Consider the following 21492-nt stretch of genomic DNA (forward strand, 5'->3'; position numbering starts at 1 on the left):
TCGGAGATGTTCAGGGACGGCCGCGGCGGGCCACGTCCCCGAGCCAGGCGAGGCTCGGCTTGGGACGCCGCTCGAAGGTCTCCCGGTCCACGGCGATCAGCCCGAACTTGGGTGTCCAGTGGCCCCACTCGAAGTTGTCCAGAGCGGACCAGTGCAGATAGCCGCGTACGTCGATGCCGTCGTCCATGGCGGCGAACAGGTGCCGCAACGCCTCGTCCGTATACGCGATGCGGCGGGTGTCGTCGGCGGTGGCGATGCCGTTCTCGGTCACCAGGATCGGGGTGTGGCCGGTGACCTCCCAGGTGTGGCGCACCGCCATGCCCAGCGCGTCCGGCCGGTACGCAGAGCCGACCTGGGTGTTGTCGGGGTGCGGCGGATGCGGCTCGATGCCGTCCTTGCCGACCCACACACTGGAGTACGCCTGGACGCCGATGAAGTCGTCGCCGCTCGCGGCCTCCAGGTACAGGTCCTCCCAGATGTACTCCAGTTCACGCTTGCGTTCCTCGGCGCCGGGGCGGGCGGCGAAGGCCCGGTTGGCCACCGTCCAGCCCACGGCCGCGTCGGTGTGGGCGCGCACGACGTCACGGACCGCGTGGTGCGCCTTGACCAGGGCGTCGCTGATGTCGGTGTCCGGAGTGGGCCACTTCACGCGACGGTCGGTGTCCACAGTGGGGCTCTGCCACATGCCCGACCGCTGCTGCTCCTTGAGCGTCAGACGGTCCCTGGTCAGCATCATCGCGAGCATGTTGGGCTCGTTCATGGTGACGATGTACGGGACGTCGCCGAGGATGTCGGTCACTCGCTCCGCGTAGGTGACGAAGCGGTCGACCGCCCGCTCGCCGGCCCAGTTGCCCTCCTCGGCGAACCAGCGCGGGTTGGAGAAGTGGTGCAGGGTGATCATGGGTGTCAGGCCGAACCCGAGGGCCGTGTCGATCATGCGGCGGTAGTGGGCGAGTTCGGCCCGCGAGAACTCCCCCGGGACAGGTTCGATGCGCGCCCACTCCACGCCGAATCGGTACGAGTTGAGCCCCGCCTCCGCGAGGAGCCGCATGTCCTCCTCGTAGCGGTGGTAGCTGTCGCAGGCGTCCCCGCTGCGCTCCAGGCCGGGCACCTGGCCCTCACGCACCCACCAGTCGCTGTTGGTGTTGTTGCCCTCGATCTGGTGCGGGGCGGAGGCGGCCCCCCAGAGGAAACCGTCGCTGTGGGTACTGCCCGGCATTCCAGCTCCTTGGGGTGCGGACGACGCCGCTGCCTGATTGTTCATTCGATCAGTCATGGCACCTCCTGCCTGTTCGAGTCACGGGAATACTGATCGGCTTACGGTATTTGGTCAATAGGTCAATCAGAAGAAACCAAAACGTTCAAATGCTCATCCGGACACGGGGGTTCCAGCGAGTGCCGGAGCGGCCTTGCCGCCGGCGACCAGGTCAGGGCCGTCACACGTCGCGCGCGAGCGGCCCACGACGATGTGCTGACGGGGCGTAACTCATGCGACCTCCTGCACCGTTGAAGCAACCACCGGCGGGGGCAACCGAGTTCAGGGTCTTGCCATCCGCTGCGGCCTGAGGGTCTAATCGCCGAACTGCCACCACCGTGGTTACATTCTAACGAGCCGCCCCTCTCGCGTTCCCTCTCCGCCCTCAGCCGGGGGCCACTCGACGTGATCGCGACACGCGTCCACCGCGCCGTTCGCCTCGGACTCCTCGCAGCACGCAGCACCCGGGCCGTACGGCGGCGCCCTTTTCTGCCTCCCCGCAGACCCACCACCACACCCGAAGGAGCCGGCTTGCGCACAGAGGGCGTGTGCGACACCGAGCCGCGAGGGAGCCCCGTGGCTGCGCCGAGCACCGTGAGAACACGGCGGCTCATCGCCGGGTGATCTCCACGGACGGGTTCCTGTACGCGAACGGCTCCCGTCCCGGACGAGGCCTGCGACCGAGCGAGGAGGACGCCTCCCCTGACCCGCACCTTTGTGACGCCCAACTCAAGGAGGAGATAGGCATGTTGTACGTGAGAAGAATCCGGATCCCGCGAGTGTTGCCGGTAATAACGGTGATCCTCGCCCTGGCCGTGAGCGGCGGCTCATTGCAGCCCGCGCATGCCTCGCCGGCCGCGGACAGCGGACAGGTCGTCCCGCCGCCCAGGCCCGAGCCGGTCAAGGTGCGGGAGCTGCCGCTGCCGCCGGTCACGCCGAGCACCGAGGCCGGCTCCTGCACCAGGGAGATCAACCCGCGCGGGACCGGATGCGTCGGGCAGTCCACCGGCCTGTTCTCGGGGAACTTCCTGCCGGACAGCCGCACCATCGTCGCGACGGTGCTGTTCACCGGCGCACCGGCGGCACCGGACCCGGCGAGCATCTACACCGGTCAGCAGCTGATCCTCGTCAGGAGCGACGGCACCACCTTCCCCAACGGGGACGCGTGGAAGTGCGTCACCTGCGGCGTCCCCCAGAGCAACGCACTCGGCCCCGCCGACGCGATGGACTACCCCCAGGCGTTCAGTGACGGCAAGCGGGTCCTCGCCGGGACGAACATCATCGACTGCGGCCCCTACCAGCTGGCCGACCGGGCCTGCACCCCGCAGCGGGTCCACATCTACCCCATCCGCTGGAACACCACCGCGGACGGCTCGGGGCCCGGCGGAAGCATCCGCGAACTGCGCCTGCACCCCGACGACACCCACCTGGGCTTCAGCTCGATGAGTGTGACGGGCGGCAGGCTCGACCAGTTCTCGTACCTGGGCCGACTGCGGTTCAACCCGTCCCCGACGACGGGCACACCCCTGGTACCGCGCTATGACCTGGTCAAGGTCAGCCGGCTGTTCGACCCGACCACCACGCAACCGGTGGACATCGATCCCGGGAGCCCCGGCAAACTGCGATTCGATCCGTTCGTGCCCTCGGTCGGCGAGCTGCGGGGCTTCTCCGGCGACGGACGCGAGGTCACCTACGTCGGATACCCGGCGGAGTCGTCCAACATCGACGTCTTCGCGGCCGACCTGACCACCGGCAAGGTCCGCCGGCTGACCGCCGACCCCGAGTACGTCGACCCGGTCGACATCTCGCCCGACGGCAAGTGGACGGTGGTGATGGACACCCGGGGTACCGACCGGCTGTCGTTCCTGTCCGCCATGCGCGATGTCCCGGGCATCACCGACCTTCTGAGTGCCAGCGCGATCTCGGCCGCCCGCAACAACGGCAAGCGCCGGTTCTTCCAGCCGTACCTCATCGACGCCTACGGCGACCGGGGCTCCTACGCGGGTCAGCGGCTCAACGCCGCCGGCGACGGCAGCCCCGGCAGCATCAACGACCCGCTGTGGAACGGCCGGGCCGACCCCAAGTGGTCACCCGACGGGACCCGGATCGCGTACTGGCAGTCGCTGGTCATCCCGCCCGACTGCGGCGGACAGAACCCGCTTCCCTGCCCCGTGTCCACCGCTCCCGGCGGCCGGACCGAGCGTTTGATGATCGCCGACCTCACCAGCCGCAAGCCGCAGCAGCGCAAGCCGGTCGCCCCCATCTCCGACACCGTCCCCTGGGCAGTCCCCTACGAGCCGGGCAGTGCCATCCCCACGCGAAGGCATCTGCCGCAGGGCACGTACACCCTGGACGGCAAGAAGTCCGGCTCGGCCGAGGTCACCGTCACCGAGAACAACGCGCACACCGCCATCAGCACCCTCGCCGTCACCTACGAGGACTACTCCGACGACGGGCGCTATCTCATCAACGGCACCGAGAGGATGACGCTGCAGAACGACACCCCCTTCCACAACAGGATCGACTGGTACTCCGACCTGGTCCAGACCGAGATCGGGACCGGACGCGTCCACGCGACGAAGAAGACCGGCCCCGACGGATTCCACCTGGACATCACGGTGGGAACCAACAAATTCCAGGCGACCGGCACGCTGATCACCACCGTCGACGGCCACGCCTATACCCAGCCCGCCAACGGAACCTGATCTCGCCGAGATCGCGACGTAACGGTGTGTCCCGGTGGGCGGCGACGGCCGCCCACCGGGACCGGCCCACGTCGCGGAACAGTCGTCCTTCAGGGCGCACCGAAGAGTGGTCGGATCTGGCCCCATGCGGCCGCCCGGGCGGGCCTGTACCGAGCCAACCGGGAGGGTCGCCCACCTCATGTCCGCCGATCCAGCTGAACCAGGTCGCGCATGTCCGCGGCCCGGAGGCCCTCGACCTGAGGCAGGCGGTGTTCCGCCGGGGGGCGAGGTCGGTGGTTCAGGTGCGGGGTTTGGTGAAGCGTTCCTGGCGGGCGGCCTTGACGGGTTCGGGCAGTACTCGGTTGATCAAGGCAGTGCGCTTGGTGGCACGGTCGCCTCCGACGACATGGTCCTTGCCGGCCATGAGTGCGTCATATCCCTGCTGGGCGACCACACGTCGGCTGTTCTTCTTGGCTCCGGGGCCGAGCGCGGTGTTGTCCATGCCGGCGCGGGAGTGGAAGTCGGTGTCGGTGGCGCCGGGCAACAGGGCGGTGACGCCGACGCCGTGCTCCTTGAGCTCGTGCCGCAGTGACTCGGCGAACATGAAGGTGAAAGCCCGCGAAGGGCCGTAGGTGGTTTCGTAGGGCGTGGGCGTGGTGGCGGAGATCGACGAGGTGATCAGGATACGGCCGCGGCGACGTTCGGCCATGTGCCGGGCCACGTGCTTGGCGAGGTGGACAACGGAGGTGATGTTCAGCGCGATCAGACCCAGTTCGTCGTCCAGGTCGGTGTCGAGGAAGGCTCCTCCGATGCTGCGACCGGCGTTGAGCACGGCGGCCTCCAGCGGCCGTCCGGTCTTCGCGACAGCCTGCCAGACGTTCTCCACCCCCTGATGGTCGGCGAGATCGGCCTGGACGGGGATGGTCTGGGCGCCGTGGCGTTCGAAGTCGGCCGCTACTTTGTGGATGTTGTCGCTGCGACCGGTGGCGATGAGGTCGTAACCGTTGCGGGCGAAGAGCAGGGCGAGTTCGTAGCCGATGCCGGCGGAGGCGCCGGTGACCAGTACCAGTGGCCGGCGGGAGAGGGCGCTGTTCACGGTGTGCTCCTATGGGGTGTGGTCTTGGCGTGCCCGCAGGCCCAGTCCTTGGCAGGGGTGTCGGCGTTCCAGTTGGTCGACAACTTCCACGCGTTCAACGCGCTTGCGGGCGATCCGGCTCGCCACAACGCCCCGGCGCTTGACGCAGCTCGGTGGGGCCGATCGCTTCGATGGTGTAAAAGATCAAGGGGACCCCAAGGAGTGCTTGCGACTGCGGTCTTCCTTCGGTCGCGTGGTGCGAGAACCAGGCGGGCTCCAGGCCCCCTGGACGATCTCTGATATTCGTTGGACCAATCCTCGTCGTCGTCAAACGTACCCCTCTCCGGTTGATCGAGCGATACATTGGTCCAACAAATATCCCCTGCGATCGGTGGATGAAGCGTGCTCCGGTCAGGCAGCGGGCGCGCTCGCACACACGCAGGTGTGCAAGTGCTGTGCTTCCGGCATGGTCAGGGAAGTGCAGCGACAAAGCCCCGCGAGGGCGAGGAGGGGTTGGGCATGGACGCGGAGACCGAACTTCTGGTGACCCTGTTGACCCAGGCCACCGCGGACGGGAACTCCGGCCGACTGCCTACGGAGCGTGAACTCGGGGCCCGTCTGGGTGTGAGCCGTGGCACCCTGCGTGAGCGGCTCGCGACCCTGGAGGCTATGGGCATGGTGCGGCGCAGGCAGGGCAGCGGCACCTACCTTGAGGCGCCCGATCCGGCTTTCGCCAGGTTGTACTTCAACCTGGCCGTGAGGTTCGGCCAGATCTCCACCGCCGAACTGGAGCGTGCCAGGGAGATGCTGGAGACGGCGGTCGTGCGCAGTGCGGCGGAACGCGCGAACGCTCAGGACGTGGGCAGGCTGCGCGCCCAGATCGACGAGATGTACGCGGCCTCATCGGCCGACGACGTCGAACGTGGTGACAGCGCCGACTACGAGTTTCACCGCCTGCTCTACCGGATCGCTGACAGTCCGGTGCTGGACCTGCTCACGGATGGCCTGTCAGCGGCACTGCGCGGGCTGTTGCACGATCGTCGCCGCTCCGCCTGGGAGGCCGAAGACCTGAAGGCCGGTGGCACGCCGCGCCGCCGGGTGACGGACGCGGTCCACGAGGAGATCGCGGACGCGATCGCCGCGAACGACCCTGAGGCCGCGACGCTCGCCGTGAAACGCCACTACGAGGTATGGCGGCAGATCACCGGCAAGACCTCGGACTGACAGCGGCCGGGACCTCCGAGCATCCCTCCCCGAAGCGTCATGCCCGCGCGCCCTCGGCGCGCGGGCCCTTCGACGTGTCCGAAGCCGGCGAGAGCCGGCCTGGTCCGGTCCGGCGAGCCCTGTGAGGCCACGGGCCCACGGAAACCGTGCTGATCCCGCTCCCGCACGTCTGCTCCGGCGCCGTACCGCCGCATCCCGCTATGTCGCCACAACGGGCGCGGGCTCAGAATGGATGCCACCTCTAAGATTTGTTGGACCAATTCGTTGACAGTGCCCGCACCGGTCCCTACCTTCGTTGCAACGGTGACCGCCGCGACACGCGCTGGTGACGCAGATGTCACATCTGCAACCACCACACCTTCCTGTCACTGCTGCTCCCCTTCGTCCGAGTGGGGCGCGCTCCTTGCCAACCGCGCACCGCCCCACTCCGAAACTCCGCTTCGCGTGTCCGCATACGAAAGGCAGTCGAAGCCATGACGCGAACCCAACGCTCCACAAGACGTACACGGCTGAGGACCGCGGCCTTCGGGGCCGCCCTCTCCCTTGTCGCCGCCGGTTGCGCGACCTCCAACCAGGCCTCGTCGGCATCCGGCGACGCGAAGGCGGGCGTCGCCGCCAAGTGCGACGTCACCAAGGAGGGGAACGTCAAGTCCTCGGGACTGGAGGCCCCGCCCACCAAGAAGAAGGGACAGCTGCGGATCGGCTTCAGCCCGACGGCGATGGACACGTACTACAAGCGGGTCCTGGCCGGCGTACGCGAGGGCATCGACGCCGCAGGCGGCAAGTCCAAGATCAAGCTGGACGTCCAGGCACCCTCCAGCCAGTCGGCCACCGACGACCAGGTCCGCAGCGTGGAGGCGTGGATCTCGCAGGGGTACGACGCCATCGCCGTCGCCCTCTACAACGAGAACGCCCTGGAACCGCTGTTCAAGAAGGCCTCGGAGAAGGGCATTCCCATCTTCACCTTCAACTCGCCGGTGGTGTGCAGCCCGTACTACGTCAGCAACATCGGCTACGACCAGAGCGAAGGCGGCCGAGCCCAGGCGCAGTGGATCGTCGACCACTACAAGAACAAGGGCACCGTGAAGATCGCCATGCTCGAAGGGCTGCCGGGCCCGCACACCTCGGAACGGATGCGCGGCTTCAACTCGGTGATCTCCAAGTACCCCAACCTCAAGGTGGTCGCCTCCCAACCGGCCGGCTGGACCAGGGCCCAGGGGCTCAGCGTCACGGAGAACATCCTCACCGCACACCCCGACATCGACATTCTGGTCGCGCTCTATGACGAAATGGCGCTCGGGGGCCTGGAGGCGCTCAAGGCGCGCAACCTGCAGGGGAAGATCGCGGTCGTCGGCTACGAGAACATGAGCGAGGCCAACGCCGCGATCAAGAAGGGCGACTTCGCCGCGACCGTCGACACCGGCGCCAAGCAAGAAGGCCGCAACATCATCAGCACCATCGAGAAGTACGTGGCCGACGGCCAGCGCGTGCCCCGGACGGTGTTCGACAAGGTCACCGTCTACGACAAGACGAACATCGCCGACTTCAACCCCGACGACTACGTCTACGTGCCCCCGGCGAAGAAGTGATCAGTGATGACCACTTCAGCACCCAGCCACGCGGGGGAGCGAGAACCGTCCGGCCGGCCCCCCGTTCTCGACATGCGCGGCATCACCAAGCGCTTCGGTGCCACGCACGCTCTGCGCGATGTCGATCTCACCCTCTTCCCGGGCGAGGTCCTCGGCCTCGTCGGGGAGAACGGCGCCGGCAAGTCGACCATCATGAAGATCCTCTCCGGCGCGTACAGCAAGGACGACGGCGACATCCGCATCCGCGGCGAGGCCGTGGACCTCCGCGGACCCGCGCACGCGCAGGAGCTGGGCATCGCGATCATCTACCAGGAGTTGTCGCTCTTCCCGGACCTCACGGCCGTGGAGAACATCTTTGTCCGTCATGAGAAGTGCCGGGGCGGACGTCCGTGGATCCTGAGCCCTCTTGACCGCGGCGCGATGCGCGATCGGACGCTCGACCTTCTCCGGGAGGATCTCGGAGTCGTCATCGACGTCGATGTTCCGGTCAGCAGGCTGAGTCTGGCGGAGAAACAGCTCATCGAGATCGCGCGGGCACTGCACTCCCGTGCGGACATCATCATCATGGACGAGCCGACCGAGGCGCTGGAGGCCGAAGAACGCGAGCGGCTGTTCGCCACGGTGCGCAGGCTCAGAGACGCCGGCAAGTCCGTCATCTACGTGTCGCACCAGCTCGACCAGGTCGTCGGCCTGTGTGACCGCGTCACCGTGCTGCGCGACGGAAGCCACGTGTCGACGGCTCCGAGGGATCAGGTGGACGTCGCCTCCATCATCTCGCTGATGATCGGCGGCTCTCTCGAAGAGCAGTATCCGACGCTGCCACCGCCGGCCGAGGAGACCGTTCTCCAGGTGGAGGACCTCACCCTGGCACGGGACTTCGAGAAGGTCAGTTTCGCTGTCAGGCGCGGCGAGATCCTCGGCATCGCAGGGCTGAACGGATCAGGCAAGAACGCGCTCGTCAGGTCCGTCTACGGAATCCGGCCACCGGACGAGGGAACCGTGACGGTCGCCGGACGGCGGGTCACGATCCGCAGCCCCAAGGACGCGACGGCATGCGGCCTGGCCTTCCTGCCGGCCGAGCGAAAGACGGAGGGAGTGTTCACCGGGCACTCCATCCGCTGGAACCTGACCATCGCGGGCTTGCGGCGCACCTCACGGCTGCGCCTGCGCCGGGAGCAGGAACGACAGGTCACCGACCGCTACGCGAGTGAACTGGGCGTGAAGGCCGCGTCCGGCGAGCAGGAGATCACCCTGCTCAGCGGCGGAAACCAACAGAAGGTACTGCTCGCCCGCTGGCTCGCGGTCGATCCGGAGGTCTTCCTCCTCGAGGAGCCGACGCGCGGCATCGACGTGTCGGCCAAGGCCGACGTCTACCGGCACATCGCCGACTACGCGCGGCGCGGAAAGTCCTTCGTCGTGGTCTCCTCCGAGAGCCCCGAACTGCTCGGTATCTGCCACCGCGTTCTCGTCATGTACGAAGGCCGCGTCGCGGCGGTCCTGGACGCCGGCGAGGCCACCCAGGAACTCATCGCCCACTATTCCGTCCAACGTGCCGAAGAGGCCGCAGATGAGTGACAGCAAGACGTACCCCCAGACGCCCGCGGCGTCCGGAGCCTCCTCCGTACCCCAGGCCGCGCCTGCCGTCCGCCCTCCCCGGGCGGCGGGCTTCCTCTCCAGCATGTTCGGCAGCAGCGCCGGGCGGATCCTTCCCGTCTTCGTGCTGATCGTCGCGGCGCTGAGCCTGACGGCGAACGACTTCCTCACCGTCGACAACATCACCAACGTCCTGCGGCAGATGGTCTTCGTCTCCGTCATCGCCTTCGCGGCGACGTTCGTGATCGGCATGGGCGGCATCGACCTCTCGGTGGGCGCCACCACCGCCCTGACCGGTCTGTTCATGGCCGACTTGATGCTGCAGGGCGTCAACATCTACCTCGCCGTGCTCGCCGGACTGCTGTTGGGCGGCCTGATAGGCCTCGTCAACGGCTTGCTCATCGACCGGCTCGGCATCTCGCCGTTCATCTGCACCCTGGCAGCCATGATCATCCTGCGAGGGGTGGTCATGGTGTACAGCCAGGGAGTCCCCCTGACCGGGCTCGGCTTCTCCGAGTTCCAGTGGTTCGGCCAGGGCTCCATTGCCGGTGTTCCCGTCCCGGTCCTCGCGATGGTCCTCGTCTTCGCTGTCTGCTGGTACCTGCTGTACCGCACCAAGTACGGCCGGTATGTGCTGTCCATCGGCAGCAACCGTGAAGCGGCGCGACTGGTCGGGATCGGCATATCGCGGATCCAGGTGTCGGTGTACGTGATGACAGGCTTCGCCGCCGCGCTGGCAGGGCTGTTGTTGACCTCCCGGCTCGAAGCCGCGATGCCGGAGGCGGCGACCAACTACGAACTGGACGTCATCGCCGCTGTCGTCATCGGCGGCACCAGCCTCAACGGCGGCAAGGCATCTCTGGCCGGCACGGCGATCGGCGCGGCACTGATGGCAGTGGTGCGTAACGGATTGAATCTGCTGAATGTCAACACGTTCTGGCACCAGGTGGTCATCGGTTCCATCATTCTCGTCGCGGTTTCCTTCGACGCTCTCAGCGCGCGCCGACGGGCCAAGGCTTCTTGACTGTAAGAGGGGCAACAACTCGGAAGTGCCCAAGAAGCGAAAGGGGCAATGCATGCCCGGTCAATCGATTCGAATCGTCGCCGAGGTAACGGCGCATGCGGGTCAGGCCGAAGAACTCTGGCGGAACCTGGCCGAGCTGGTGGAGCCCACCCGGAAAGAGGCCGGGAACATCAGCTACGACATACTCCAGGACCTGGACAATCCTGATCACTTCCTCTTCTACGAGGAGTGGGAATCCAGGGAGTTTTTCGAGCGGCATCTCGAGTCCCCGCACGTCGTCGATTACGGCCGCGTCACCAGGCATCTGATCGCGATTCCGGTACGCATCTCCCTGTGCACTCCGCGTACCGACGCCAAGGCCTGACCAGAAAAGGAGCACTCATGAACAGGTTGCAGGGCAAGGTGGCCGTGGTTACCGGTTCCAGTTCCGGCATCGGCCGTGCCATCGCCCTACGGTTCGCCGAGGAAGGCGCCAAGGTGGTCGTGAGCGATGTGCGCGCGACCCCGCGGGAAGGCGGTTTCGAAGAGGACGGTGACGTGGCGACGGCCGACCTGATCGTCAAACGCGGCGGGCAGGCCGTTTACGTTCCCTGTGACGTCTCGGCACACGACGAGGTCCGGGCACTGGCGCACGCGGCCGTGGAGCGGTTCGGAAGGCTCGACCAGTGGGTGAACAACGCGGCCGTCCGCCGCTACGGAAAGGTCGCCCACGAATACAGCGACGACGATCTGAACCAGATCCTCGACGTCAACGTGAAGGGGACGTACTTCGGCTCCGTGGAAGCCATCAAGGTGTTTTTGGAGCAGGGGGACGGCGGCAACGTCATCAACATCGTCTCCACTTCCGGCTTGCGCGGTCATCCGCGCCAGGCGCTGTACAACACCAGCAAGGGCGCCACCCGCCTGCTCACCATGTCCCTGGCGACCGACTACGGCCCGAAGGGAATCCGGGTCAACGGAATCTGCCCCACCTTCGTGAAAACGTCCTTCACTCGTGACGAATTCGACGACACCGAATTCCAGAACTCCTTGGCCCAAGGACTTCCACTCGGCCGCTGGGGTGAGGCAGTCGACGTCGCGAACGCCGCTGTCTATCTCGCTTCCGACGAATCCAGCATGGTCACCGGACACCTGCTGAGCGTCGACGGCGGAGAAACCCTGAGCCGGTACATCTGACCAGAGGGAGGCATCTGAAGATGAGCAGCGGCGAGATCAAGCTCACCGTCATGCCGGTGGGAAAGTTCGAGGCCAGTCTGAGCTGGCTGCTGTTCGACCCCGCCCGCGTGGTCGGCACCCGTCAGGAGCCTCACAAGGCGGCACCGTGGGTGGACGTGCCCGTTCATTCCGTGCTGATCCAGCACCCCGAGGGCAACCTTCTCTGGGACACCGGGCTGCCGCGTGACTGGGAGACCAAGTGGGCGCCGACCGGGCTGACCGATTACTGGCCGGTCGTCGCCGAGGAGCAGGAGTGGTTCGACTCCCGGCTGAAGCAGGCCGGAGTGGAGACCGGTGACATCGACTTCCTGGTCTTCTCCCACCTGCACTGGGACCACGCGGGCAACGGCTGGATGTTCAACGGCACCGACGCCAAGGTCGTGTGCAGCCAGGCGGAGTACGAGGGCGCGTTCGGCTTCGAGGGCTACTGCGACGGCCCCTTCATCCGCAGCGACTACGGCGAACTGCCCTTCGAGACCGTCCAGGAGGACACCGAGATCCTGCCCGGCGTCACGCTGCTCCAGACCCCGGGGCACACCTGGGGCACGATGTCGCTCCAGGTGGATCTGCCGGACACCGGGACCATGATCTTCACCTCCGACGCCATCTTCCTGGGCGACAACTTCGGCCCGCCGACCGTCACGCCGGGCATCGTCCACGACAGCCAGAAGTGGCTGGCATCGGTCGAGAAGATCAGGACAATCGCCGAACGCACCGACGCGACCGTGATCTTCGGCCACGACGCCGAACAGGCGAAGCGCATGCGGTCCGCCCCGGACTACTACACGTGACCGCACCGGGCACCGATTCCCGCCGCCCGGCCGAAAGGACTTCCCCATGCCGATCTACGACTACGAGTGCAGCCAGGGACACGGTTTCGAAGCACTCGTCCCCCGTTGGAGTTCACCCCACCCCGCGTGCCCGGCATGCGGGACGCAGACCCGGCGCCGGCCGGCCGCCGGGGCCTGCCTGACCGGCACCGCGAGCCTGCCGCCGAGCAACCACGAGGCCCCGACGACCTGGCTCGGCACCCACCGGGGCAACCGTGAGGTCGTCACCGGCTGGCGCCGAGCACTGGAGCAGCGCAGGAACCTCGAAGAGCGCTACCCGGAACTCTCCACCCCCCGGTCCCCGGTGGTGGCCCACGAAGGCCACTACCACCACGCACCGCTGACCGTGGACGAAGTGCGCGCCACCACGAGCCGCGCCGACCGGCCGTCCCGGCCCAAGGCCGACGGAGCGCCGGCATGAGCGTCGTCACCACGTCCGATCCGCAGCCATGTGGTCGGCGGCACGGCAGCAGGAGGGCCAGGCCATGACACAGCTCGAACACCACTATGCGCACCTGTCCGAGGTGCTGATGCACTACACGGTCGCGGGCGAGGGTGAGCCGCTGGTGCTGCTCCACGGTTACCCGCAGACCTGGTTGTGCTGGGAGAAGACCCTGCCGTTCCTCACCGACCGCTTTCGGGTGATCATGCCTGACCTGCGCGGGCTGGGAGACACCTCCCGCCCGGCTGGCGGGTACGACAAGAAGACCGTCGCGGCGGATGTGTGGGAACTCGTCCACGACCGGCTCGGTATCGAGGCGTTCCATCTGGCCGGACACGACTGGGGCGGAGTGGTCGCCTTCCGGCTGGCCGCCGACCACCGTGACGCCGTCAGCCGACTGGCCGTCGTCGACGTCGCCATCCCCGGCGACGGCGCCCCTGACATCGGCCAGGGCGGACGCCGTTGGCACCATCGCTTCCTGCAGACCCTCGACCTGCCCGAGGCACTCGTCGAAGGACGCGAGCACCACTACCTCGGCTGGTTCTGGCGCAACTACGGACACCGGCCCGATGCCATCGACCCCGCGCACATCGCCGAGTACCTCCGCGTGTACACCTCCGCGGGCGCGACCCGCGCCGGGTTCGCCTACTACCGGAGCGTCACGCAGGACGTCGCGGACAACACCGGGCTGCCTCCCCTGGACATGCCGGTCCTGGCCGTCGGCGGCGGCACCAGCTGGGGACGAGGGACCGAAGTGGCCGTCTCCTGCCGCACGATGGCCAAGGACGTCACCGAGGTAGTGATCGACGAGTGCGGGCACTGGGTCCCCGACGAGCAGCCCGAGGAACTGGCCGGGCACTTCCGCTCCTTCTTCACGGCGGCCCGGGCATAACACGCCACTTCTCTCACCCCCATCAGCGCACCTGTCCGAAAGGACCTGTCATGTCTGTCGTCGCGCCCAACGGGCGCACCATCGCCGAGCGTATCGGTGTCTCCACCGTGTGCTTCCGGCACCTTGAGCTGGCCCCCGCCCTGGAACGGATCGCCTCACTGGGCGCCGACGCCGTCGACCTCGCAGCGCTGCGTGGACTGTGCGAGCACGTGTCTCCCGACGGCGAACCGGCTCAGCTGCGGAAGGCCGCAACCGTGGTCGAGGCCAGCGGTCTGAAGCCGCTCGCGCTGAACGCGGACCCTGAGTCCTTCGACGAGCAGGACTTCGCCGTGGTGCTGAACCGCGTGGAGAGACTGACGGAATTCTGTGCCACCGTCGGTGCGCCTCTGCTCATCCTTCCTGGCGGCGCTGCCCTGCATCCAGGCGACAACGGCGCCGCGGCCAATGACGTCAGGGCTCGGCTTGCTCAGGTGATCGAAGGCTCCCTCCTGGCGGCGGCCATCGGGCAGCGATACGGCGTGCGGGTCGCTGTCGAGGCACCGCACTACCTCCGGCTGGCCCGTACGCTCGATCTGGCCGACCAACTGGGTTCACAGCTACCGCTGGTGTTCGACACCTCGCATGTCGCCGCGGGTGGATTCGACCCCGGGGAGGCGTTCTCCCAGCGCGCCCACCAGATCGTGCACGTGCAGTTGCGCGACGCTGTTCCCGGGGACATACGGCGTGCTGTCGGCCACGGTGACATTGACTTCGCCCGGTTCTTCGACGCCTCGGAATCCGCCGGCTACCAGGGCGCCTTCGTTCTGGAGTTGGAGACCCACAACAGCCCGTACACCAGCAAGGACGATGAGGTGACGGCGGCTCTGTCCGCCATGTTCCTCGCAGCCTCAGAAAGTGGACACGACGGCCGGGAGGACCAATGACACGTGTGGGATTCGTGGGGGTCGGAGCCATCGGCCTGCCCATGGCGAAGCATCTGGTCAGTGCGGGATTCGACGTCGTCGCCTTCGACGCGTCCCCGGTGCGGCTGGACGAGGCCGCGGCGGCGGGGATGCGCCCGGCAGCAGGCGCCGGGGAAGCGGCCAAGGACGCCGACGCCGTCCTGGTGATGGTGGCCACGCCTCAGCAGTTGCACGACGCCGTCCTCGGGGAGGGCGGAGTGGCCGAGCAGATCGCCGCGGGGACATGCTGCGTGATCATGAGCACGGTCGGTGTCGACGCTGTCCGCGCGGTCGCCGAGGTCCTCGTCGATCGTGGGGTCGGAGTCCTGGACGTACCCGTCACCGGTGGAGTGGCGCGAGCCGAGACCGGCACGCTGACGCTGCTGGCCGGCGGCGACCTCGAACTGCTGGGCCGGCACACGAACCTCCTGACGCCGATGGGCCGGATCGTCCTGTGCGGCCCGGCCGTGGGCGACGGGCAGGCGGTCAAACTGGTCAACCAACTGCTGTGCAGCGTCCACTTGGCCGCGGCCGCCGAGGCTCTGGCCTTCGCGGAGGCTCTCGGTCTGGACCCGGACACCGTGCTCGAGATCGTCAAGGACGGTGCGGCCGGCTCGTGGATGCTGTCCGACCGCGGCCCTCGCATGATCGCAGAGGATCCGCCGGTCCGCTCCGCCGTCGACATCTTCGTCAAGGACGCGACGTTGGTCGCCGATGCCGCCGGCGTGGCCGGATTCGACGCGCCGCTGCTCACAGCGGCGGCAAGCAGGTTCCGTGCCGCCGCGGCTGCCGGTCTCGGCCGCGCTGACGACTCCCGCGTCATCACCACGTACCGTGCCGCGGGGCCTGGCCCGGGAACCGGACGAGCAGGGGCGGATGATGCCGCGTCAAACATGGAGAACGACCGATGACCCATCTGTTCAACGACCCGGCGGCCTTCACCGAGGACATGCTCGCCGGATTCCTCGACGCCAACTCCGACTACGTCACCGGCGTGCCCGGGGGCGTGGTCCGCGCCCAGGAGACCCCACAGGGCAAGGTCGCGGTCGTCGTCGGAGGCGGCTCCGGGCACTACCCCGCTTTCTGCGGCATCGTCGGCCGCGGCTTCGCCGACGGTGCTGTCGTCGGGAACATCTTCACCTCGCCCTCCGCCCAGGAGGCCTACACCGTGGCGAAGGCCGCCACCGGTGACGCAGGGGTGCTGATCCTCTCCGGGAACTACGCGGGCGACGTCCTGAACTTCACCAGCGCCGCGCAGCGGCTGACTTCTGAGGGCACGCAGGCCCGGGTGCTGTTCGTCACCGACGATCTCGCCAGTGCACCCGACACCGAAACCGAGCGCCGCCGCGGGGTCGCCGGGGACTTCGTGGTCTTCCGCGTGGCGGGTGCCGCGGCCGAGGCCGGCTACGACCTCGACGCGGTCGAGAAAGCAGCGAGCCGCGCCAACGACCGTACCCGCACCCTCGGCGTGGCCTTCTCCGGCTGCACCCTGCCCGGCGCTCGGACGCCTCTGTTCACGGTGCCCGAGGGGCGCATGGGCGTCGGGCTGGGGATCCACGGTGAGCCAGGAGTGTCGGAGGCCGACATGCCGTCCGCCTCCGAACTGGCCACCCGGCTAGTCGACGGTGTTCTCGCCGAGCGACCCGCCGACGGCTCGGGGCGGATCGCGGTGATCCTCAACGGACTCGGCACCACCAAGTACGAGGAACTCTTCGTCGTGTGGGCCACGGTCTCGCGGCTCCTTGCCGGGCGAGGCCTCACCGTCGTCGAACCAGAGGTGGGCGAGTTGGTGACCAGTCTCGACATGGCCGGTGTCTCCCTCACGGTGACCTTCCTCGACGAGGAACTGGAGTCCTTGTGGCGGGCACCGGCGGACACCCCCGCCTACCGCAAAGGGCCCGCCCGCCTGGCCCAGAAGGAGGGCGGGAGCCGACGGCGCTCCCCAGCAGCGCAGGGTGGCTCGTCCATCGAGGCGGCACAGATCCCGCCCGCGACGACTGCGGCCCGGCAGGCCGCTGCCGCTGTCGTCGCAGGTCTGAGCAGCATGCGGACCGCACTGATCGATTCCGCCGACGAACTCGGCCGCATCGACGCCGTCGCCGGAGACGGAGACCACGGACGGGGCATGGTCAAGGGCGTGACCGCCGCCGTCGAGGCGGCCACGGGTCTTGCCGAGCGTGGGGCAGGCGTGTCCACCGTGCTGATCGGCGCGGGCGACGCCTGGGCCGCGAAAGCGGGTGGTACCTCCGGTGCACTGTGGGGTGCCGGGATGCGTGAGGCCGGGGCACACCTGAGCGACACCGCATCCGACATCACCGCCGAAGATGTCTCGGGCGCCCTTCGGCGAGGGCTGAACACCATCGTCGCCATCGGCAAAGCCGCTCCTGGTGACAAGACGTTGCTGGACGCCGCCCTGCCGTTCGCCGATGCCCTGGAGACCGCCATCGGCCGTGGCACGGACCTGTGGACCGCGTGGGACGAGGCAGCGGCCGTGGCCCACACCGCCGCCCTGGCGACCGCGGACCTCGTTCCGAAGACAGGACGGGCCCGCCCGTTGGCGGCCCGCAGCATCGGCACACCCGACGCCGGGGCGACGTCCTATGCCCTGTGTGTTCGCTCAGTTCTTTCCGTACGCACGAAGGAGCACGCCGAATGACCGGACAGCAGCCCCTGCGACTGGTCGTCGGCTGCGATGACGCGGGCCTGGAGTACAAGGAGGCTCTCAAGGCCGATCTGCAAGCAGATGACCGGATCGCCGAGGTCATCGACGTGGGGGTGACCCGCGGCGAGACCACCGCGTATCCGCATGTAGCGGTTACCGCAGCCAAGCTGGTCGCGGCAGGGGAGGCGGAGCGGGCACTCCTCGTGTGTGGCACCGGGCTCGGTATGGCGATATCCGCCAACAAGGTGCCGGGTGTGCGGGCCGTGACCGCTCACGACAGCTTCTCGGTGGAGCGGGCCGTGCTGTCCAACGACGCCCAGGTGTTGTGCTTCGGCCAGCGTGTCGTGGGCCTGGAACTCGCCCGCCGCCTTGCCCGCGAATGGCTCAACTACCGCTTCGACACCAGCTCCGCCTCTGCGGCCAAGGTCGCGGCAATCTCCGGATACGAGCAGAAGGATCCCTCGAACGGCTCCGGCACACCGTGATCGAACCTGCCCGTCCCGCCCCCGGCAGCTGCGCCCTCCCCCGCTGCGGCGCGTCAGTCGCCCGACTCCGGACCCCTCGGTCAGCGGTCTCGGCCTCAAGACCGGCGCCGAGCCCCGCACGCGTCCGACCACCGATTGGGGGGAACGGCGCCGCCGAGGCGGCCCCCTCCGCTGCGACGCGGCTATGAACCGCAGGATGGAATCCCCATGCACGTGTCCCCGTCCGACCTCGCGTGGACCGAGTTGGACCAGCGGGCCGTCGACACCGCCCGGATCCTGGCCGCCGACGCCGTACAGAAGGTCGGCAACGGCCATCCGGGTACGGCGATGAGCCTCGCGCCCGCCGCGTACACCCTCTTCCAGAAGGTGATGCGCCACGACCCCGCCGACCCCGACTGGGTGGGCCGCGACCGCTTCGTGCTGTCCGCCGGCCACTCGTCCCTGACCCTCTACATCCAGCTGTACCTGGGCGGCTTCGGCCTGGAGCTGGCGGACCTGGAGTCCTTTCGCACCTGGGGCTCGAAGACGCCGGGCCACCCCGAGTACGGGCACACCAGGGGCGTGGAGACGACGACCGGCCCGCTCGGGCAGGGTGTGGCCAACGCGGTGGGCATGGCGATGGCGGCCCGCTACGAGCGCGGCCTGTTCGACCCGGACGCCGCTCCCGGTACCTCTCCGTTCGACCACCACGTCTTCGTGATCGCCGGTGACGGCTGCCTGCAGGAGGGCATCTCCGCCGAGGCGTCCTCGCTGGCCGGGCACCAGAAGCTCGGCAACCTGGTCCTGCTGTGGGACGACAACCACATCTCGATCGAGGGCGACACCGAGACGGCCGTGTCCGAGGACGTCGTCGCGCGGTACGCGGCGTACGGCTGGCACGTGCAGCGGGTGGAGCCCAAGGAGAACGGCGACCTCGATGTGGCCGCCCTGTACGAGGCGATCCAGAAGGCCAAGGCGGTCACCGACAAGCCGTCCTTCATCGCGATGCGCTCGATCATCGCCTGGCCCGCCCCGAACGCTCAGAACACCGAGGCCGCACACGGCTCCGCGCTGGGCGAGGGGGAGGTCGCGGCCACCAAGCGCGTCCTCGGCTTCGCCCCGGAGCAGCACTTCGAGGTGGCGGACGAGGTCCTCGCCCACGCCCGCGAGTTGGGCAAGCGCGGCCGTGAGGCCCATGCCCAGTGGGAGAAGCAGCTTGGGGAGTGGCGCACCAACAACCCCGAGCGCGCGGCCGAGTTCGACCGGATCTGTGCCGGCCGGCTGCCCGAGAGCTGGGAGTCGCACCTGCCCGTCTTCGAGGCGGGCAGGGGGGTCGCCACGCGTGCCGCGTCCGGCAAGGTGCTGCAGGCGCTTGGCGCGGTGATCCCCGAGCTGTGGGGCGGCTCCGCCGACCTGGCCGGCTCCAACAACACCACCATCGACAAGACGAGTTCGTTCCTCCCGGCGGACAACCCCCTGCCCGCGGCGAACCCCTACGGCCGCACGATCCACTTCGGCATCCGCGAGCACTCCATGGCCGCGGAGATGAACGGCATCGCGCTGCACGGCAACACCCGCATCTACGGCGGCACGTTCCTGGTGTTCTCCGACTACATGCGCAACGCGGTGCGTCTGTCGGCGCTGATGCACCTGCCGGTGACGTACGTGTGGACCCACGACTCCATCGGCCTGGGCGAGGACGGCCCCACCCACCAGCCGATCGAGCACCTCGCCTCGCTGCGCGCGATCCCGGGCCTGAACGTGGTCCGCCCGGCCGACGCCAACGAGACCGCCATCGCCTGGCGCGAGATCCTGAGGCGCTACACCAAGGAGTTCGGCAAGGGCGCCCCGCACGGCCTCGCGCTGACGCGTCAGGGCGTGCCGACGTACGAGCCCGACGAGGCTGCGGCGAAGGGCGGTTACGTCCTGTTCGACGCCGAAGGGTCCGAAGGGCAGAACACCGAGCCGCAGGCCATCCTCATCGCGACCGGCTCCGAGGTGCACATCGCCGTTCAGGCGCGTGAGCAGCTCCAGGCGCAGGGCGTGCCGACGCGGGTGGTGTCCATGCCGTGTGTGGAGTGGTTCGAGGAGCAGGACCAGGGGTACCGGGACAGCGTCCTGCCGCCGGCCGTCAAGGCACGCGTCGCGGTCGAGGCCGGGATCGGGCTGACCTGGCACCGTTACGTCGGGGACGCGGGCCGCATCGTCTCGCTGGAGCACTTCGGTGCTTCCGCCGACGGCAAGGTCCTCTTCCACGAGTTCGGCCTCACTGCCGAGAACGTCGCATCGGCCGCCTGCGCATCCCTGCGCCAGGGGGCCACGTCATGACAGAGGCACTGAAGCGCCTCTTTGAGGAAGGCGTCGCGATCTGGCTGGACGACCTGTCGCGCAAGCGGATCACGTCCGGCAACCTCGCCGAGCTGATCGACCAGCAGCACGTCGTGGGCGTCACCACCAACCCGACGATCTTCCAGAAGGCGATCTCGCAGGGCGACGGCTACGACCAGCAGTTGTCGGACCTCGCCGCCCGCAAGGTCACCGTGGAAGAGGCCATCCGCATGATCACGACGGCGGACGTCCGTGACGCCGCGGACATCCTGCGGCCGGTGTTCGACGCCACGGGCGGCCAGGACGGCCGGGTCTCCATCGAGGTCGACCCGCGCCTGGCGTACAACACCAAGGCGACGGTGGCCGAGGCCAAGCAGCTCGCCTGGCTGGTGGAACCGGCCGAACACGCTCATCAAGATCCCGGCGACGCGGGCGGGCCTGCCCGCGATCACCGAGACCATCGGTCTCGGCATCAGCGTGAACGTGACGCTGATCTTCTCGCTGGAGCGCTACCGCGAGGTCATGGACGCCTACCTGGCGGGCCTGGAGAAGGCCAAGGAGCGCGGCCTGGACCTGTCGAAGATCCATTCGGTGGCGTCGTTCTTCGTGTCCCGTGTGGATACCGAGATCGACAAGCGGATCGACGCGCTCGGCACGCCCGAGGCCAAGGCGGCCCGCGGCAAGGCGGGCGTCGCCAACGCGCGGCTCGCCTACCAGGCGTACGAGGAGGTGTTCGGCTCTGCCGACAATTCGACACAGTCCTCCGACCGCCGGAGCGCGCTGGACAGCGCGGGCGCCAACAAGCAGCGTCCGCTGTGGGCCTCGACGGGCGCCAAGGACAAGGCGTACAAGGACACCCTGTACGTCGACGACCTGGTCGCGCCGGACACGGTGAACACCATGCCGGAGGCCACCCTTTTCGCCACCGAGGACCACGGCGGGATCACGGGCAACACCATCGCCGGCACGTACGAGCAGGCGCGTGCCGACATCGACGCGGTCGAGGCGCTCGGGATCGGCTACGACGAGGTGGTCCAGATCCTGGAGGACGAGGGCGTCGAGAAGTTCGAGGCGTCCTGGAACGGCCTGCTCAAGTCGACCGAGGCGGCGCTTTCGCGCCTCGCCTCTTCGGACGATCGCTGATCCCGGCACGCAGGAACTCGACGACCGGTGGCTCGAGTGGGCCGTCTCCAGGGGAGAGGACTGAACCGGCTGCGCCCATCCGAAACATCGGGCATCGGATGCCGGCCGAAGTGGACCGGTACGGGCTCGGG

At 68.3% G+C, this 21492-nt stretch carries 17 protein-coding genes and 1 pseudogene; 16 read left to right on the forward strand and 2 right to left on the reverse strand.

Features of this window, described 5'->3' with window-relative positions; all coding sequences use genetic code 11:
- Positions 1 to 10 precede the first annotated feature (10 nt).
- Positions 11 to 1219, reverse strand: coding sequence for a glycoside hydrolase family 1 protein (locus IE263_RS37450; RefSeq protein ID WP_189942538.1), 1209 nt, complete (start codon positions 1217 to 1219; stop codon positions 11 to 13).
- Between the two features lie 782 nt (positions 1220 to 2001).
- On the opposite strand from IE263_RS37450, the gene IE263_RS37455 reads away from it, so the two are divergent.
- Positions 2002 to 3960, forward strand: coding sequence for a TolB family protein (locus IE263_RS37455; protein WP_229911377.1), 1959 nt, complete (start codon positions 2002 to 2004; stop codon positions 3958 to 3960).
- Between the two features lie 277 nt (positions 3961 to 4237).
- Here the strand turns inward: IE263_RS37455 and IE263_RS37460 are convergent, their stop codons facing one another.
- The gene (locus IE263_RS37460) at positions 4238 to 5035 is read right to left on the reverse strand and encodes an SDR family NAD(P)-dependent oxidoreductase (protein ID WP_189942539.1); all 798 of its coding nucleotides are present in this window, start codon (positions 5033 to 5035) and stop codon (positions 4238 to 4240) included.
- Positions 5036 to 5533: 498 nt separating this feature from the next.
- Here IE263_RS37460 and IE263_RS37465 point away from each other — a divergent pair, with 498 nt between their 5' ends.
- The 15 genes and pseudogenes from IE263_RS37465 to tal all read left to right on the forward strand — a co-directional run bounded on the left by IE263_RS37465 (position 5534) and on the right by tal (position 21361).
- The gene (locus IE263_RS37465) at positions 5534 to 6238 is read left to right on the forward strand and encodes a FadR/GntR family transcriptional regulator (protein ID WP_189942540.1); all 705 of its coding nucleotides are present in this window, start codon (positions 5534 to 5536) and stop codon (positions 6236 to 6238) included.
- Between the two features lie 473 nt (positions 6239 to 6711).
- Positions 6712 to 7827, forward strand: a complete 1116-nt coding sequence (locus tag IE263_RS37470) for a sugar ABC transporter substrate-binding protein (protein WP_189942541.1) — start codon at positions 6712 to 6714, stop codon at positions 7825 to 7827.
- Positions 7828 to 7833: 6 nt separating this feature from the next.
- Positions 7834 to 9402, forward strand: a complete 1569-nt coding sequence (locus tag IE263_RS37475; protein ID WP_189942542.1) for a sugar ABC transporter ATP-binding protein — start codon at positions 7834 to 7836, stop codon at positions 9400 to 9402.
- A complete protein-coding gene (locus tag IE263_RS37480; protein ID WP_229911378.1) occupies positions 9395 to 10444 on the forward strand; it encodes an ABC transporter permease in 1050 nt (349 codons plus the stop codon). The genes IE263_RS37475 and IE263_RS37480 overlap by 8 nt, the downstream gene beginning before the upstream one ends.
- A 52-nt stretch (positions 10445 to 10496) precedes the next feature.
- Positions 10497 to 10808: a putative quinol monooxygenase gene (locus tag IE263_RS37485; protein WP_189942543.1), complete on the forward strand. Its 312-nt coding sequence runs from the start codon at positions 10497 to 10499 to the stop codon at positions 10806 to 10808.
- Between the two features lie 17 nt (positions 10809 to 10825).
- Positions 10826 to 11620, forward strand: coding sequence for an SDR family NAD(P)-dependent oxidoreductase (locus IE263_RS37490; protein WP_189942544.1), 795 nt, complete (start codon positions 10826 to 10828; stop codon positions 11618 to 11620).
- A gap of 20 nt (positions 11621 to 11640) precedes the next feature.
- Positions 11641 to 12450 carry an N-acyl homoserine lactonase family protein gene (locus tag IE263_RS37495; RefSeq protein WP_189942545.1) on the forward strand — a complete coding sequence of 270 codons (810 nt, stop codon included), beginning with the start codon at positions 11641 to 11643 and terminating at the stop codon, positions 12448 to 12450.
- Between the two features lie 46 nt (positions 12451 to 12496).
- Positions 12497 to 12910, forward strand: a complete 414-nt coding sequence (locus IE263_RS37500; RefSeq protein ID WP_189942546.1) for an FmdB family zinc ribbon protein — start codon at positions 12497 to 12499, stop codon at positions 12908 to 12910.
- Positions 12911 to 12974: 64 nt separating this feature from the next.
- Entirely contained in the window at positions 12975 to 13823 is an 849-nt protein-coding gene (locus tag IE263_RS37505; RefSeq protein ID WP_189942547.1) for an alpha/beta fold hydrolase, read from the forward strand.
- A 50-nt stretch (positions 13824 to 13873) separates the two neighbouring features.
- Positions 13874 to 14746, forward strand: coding sequence for a sugar phosphate isomerase/epimerase family protein (locus tag IE263_RS37510; RefSeq protein ID WP_189942548.1), 873 nt, complete (start codon positions 13874 to 13876; stop codon positions 14744 to 14746).
- Positions 14743 to 15675, forward strand: coding sequence for an NAD(P)-dependent oxidoreductase (locus IE263_RS37515; protein ID WP_189942549.1), 933 nt, complete (start codon positions 14743 to 14745; stop codon positions 15673 to 15675). The genes IE263_RS37510 and IE263_RS37515 overlap by 4 nt, the downstream gene beginning before the upstream one ends.
- Positions 15672 to 17420: a dihydroxyacetone kinase family protein gene (locus IE263_RS37520; protein WP_189942550.1), complete on the forward strand. Its 1749-nt coding sequence runs from the start codon at positions 15672 to 15674 to the stop codon at positions 17418 to 17420. Before IE263_RS37515 ends, IE263_RS37520 begins: the two co-directional genes overlap by 4 nt.
- Entirely contained in the window at positions 17417 to 17911 is a 495-nt protein-coding gene (locus IE263_RS37525) for a ribose-5-phosphate isomerase (protein ID WP_189942551.1), read from the forward strand. Before IE263_RS37520 ends, IE263_RS37525 begins: the two co-directional genes overlap by 4 nt.
- Before the next feature lie 207 nt (positions 17912 to 18118).
- Positions 18119 to 20218: a transketolase gene (gene tkt / locus IE263_RS37530; protein WP_189942552.1), complete on the forward strand. Its 2100-nt coding sequence runs from the start codon at positions 18119 to 18121 to the stop codon at positions 20216 to 20218.
- Positions 20215 to 21361, forward strand: a pseudogene (gene tal / locus IE263_RS37535) (transaldolase). The gene tkt and the pseudogene tal overlap by 4 nt, the downstream one beginning before the upstream one ends.
- Positions 21362 to 21492: the final 131 nt, after the last annotated feature.

Source organism: Streptomyces aurantiogriseus, from assembly GCF_014649375.1.
Lineage (GTDB): Bacteria > Actinomycetota > Actinomycetes > Streptomycetales > Streptomycetaceae > Streptomyces > Streptomyces aurantiogriseus.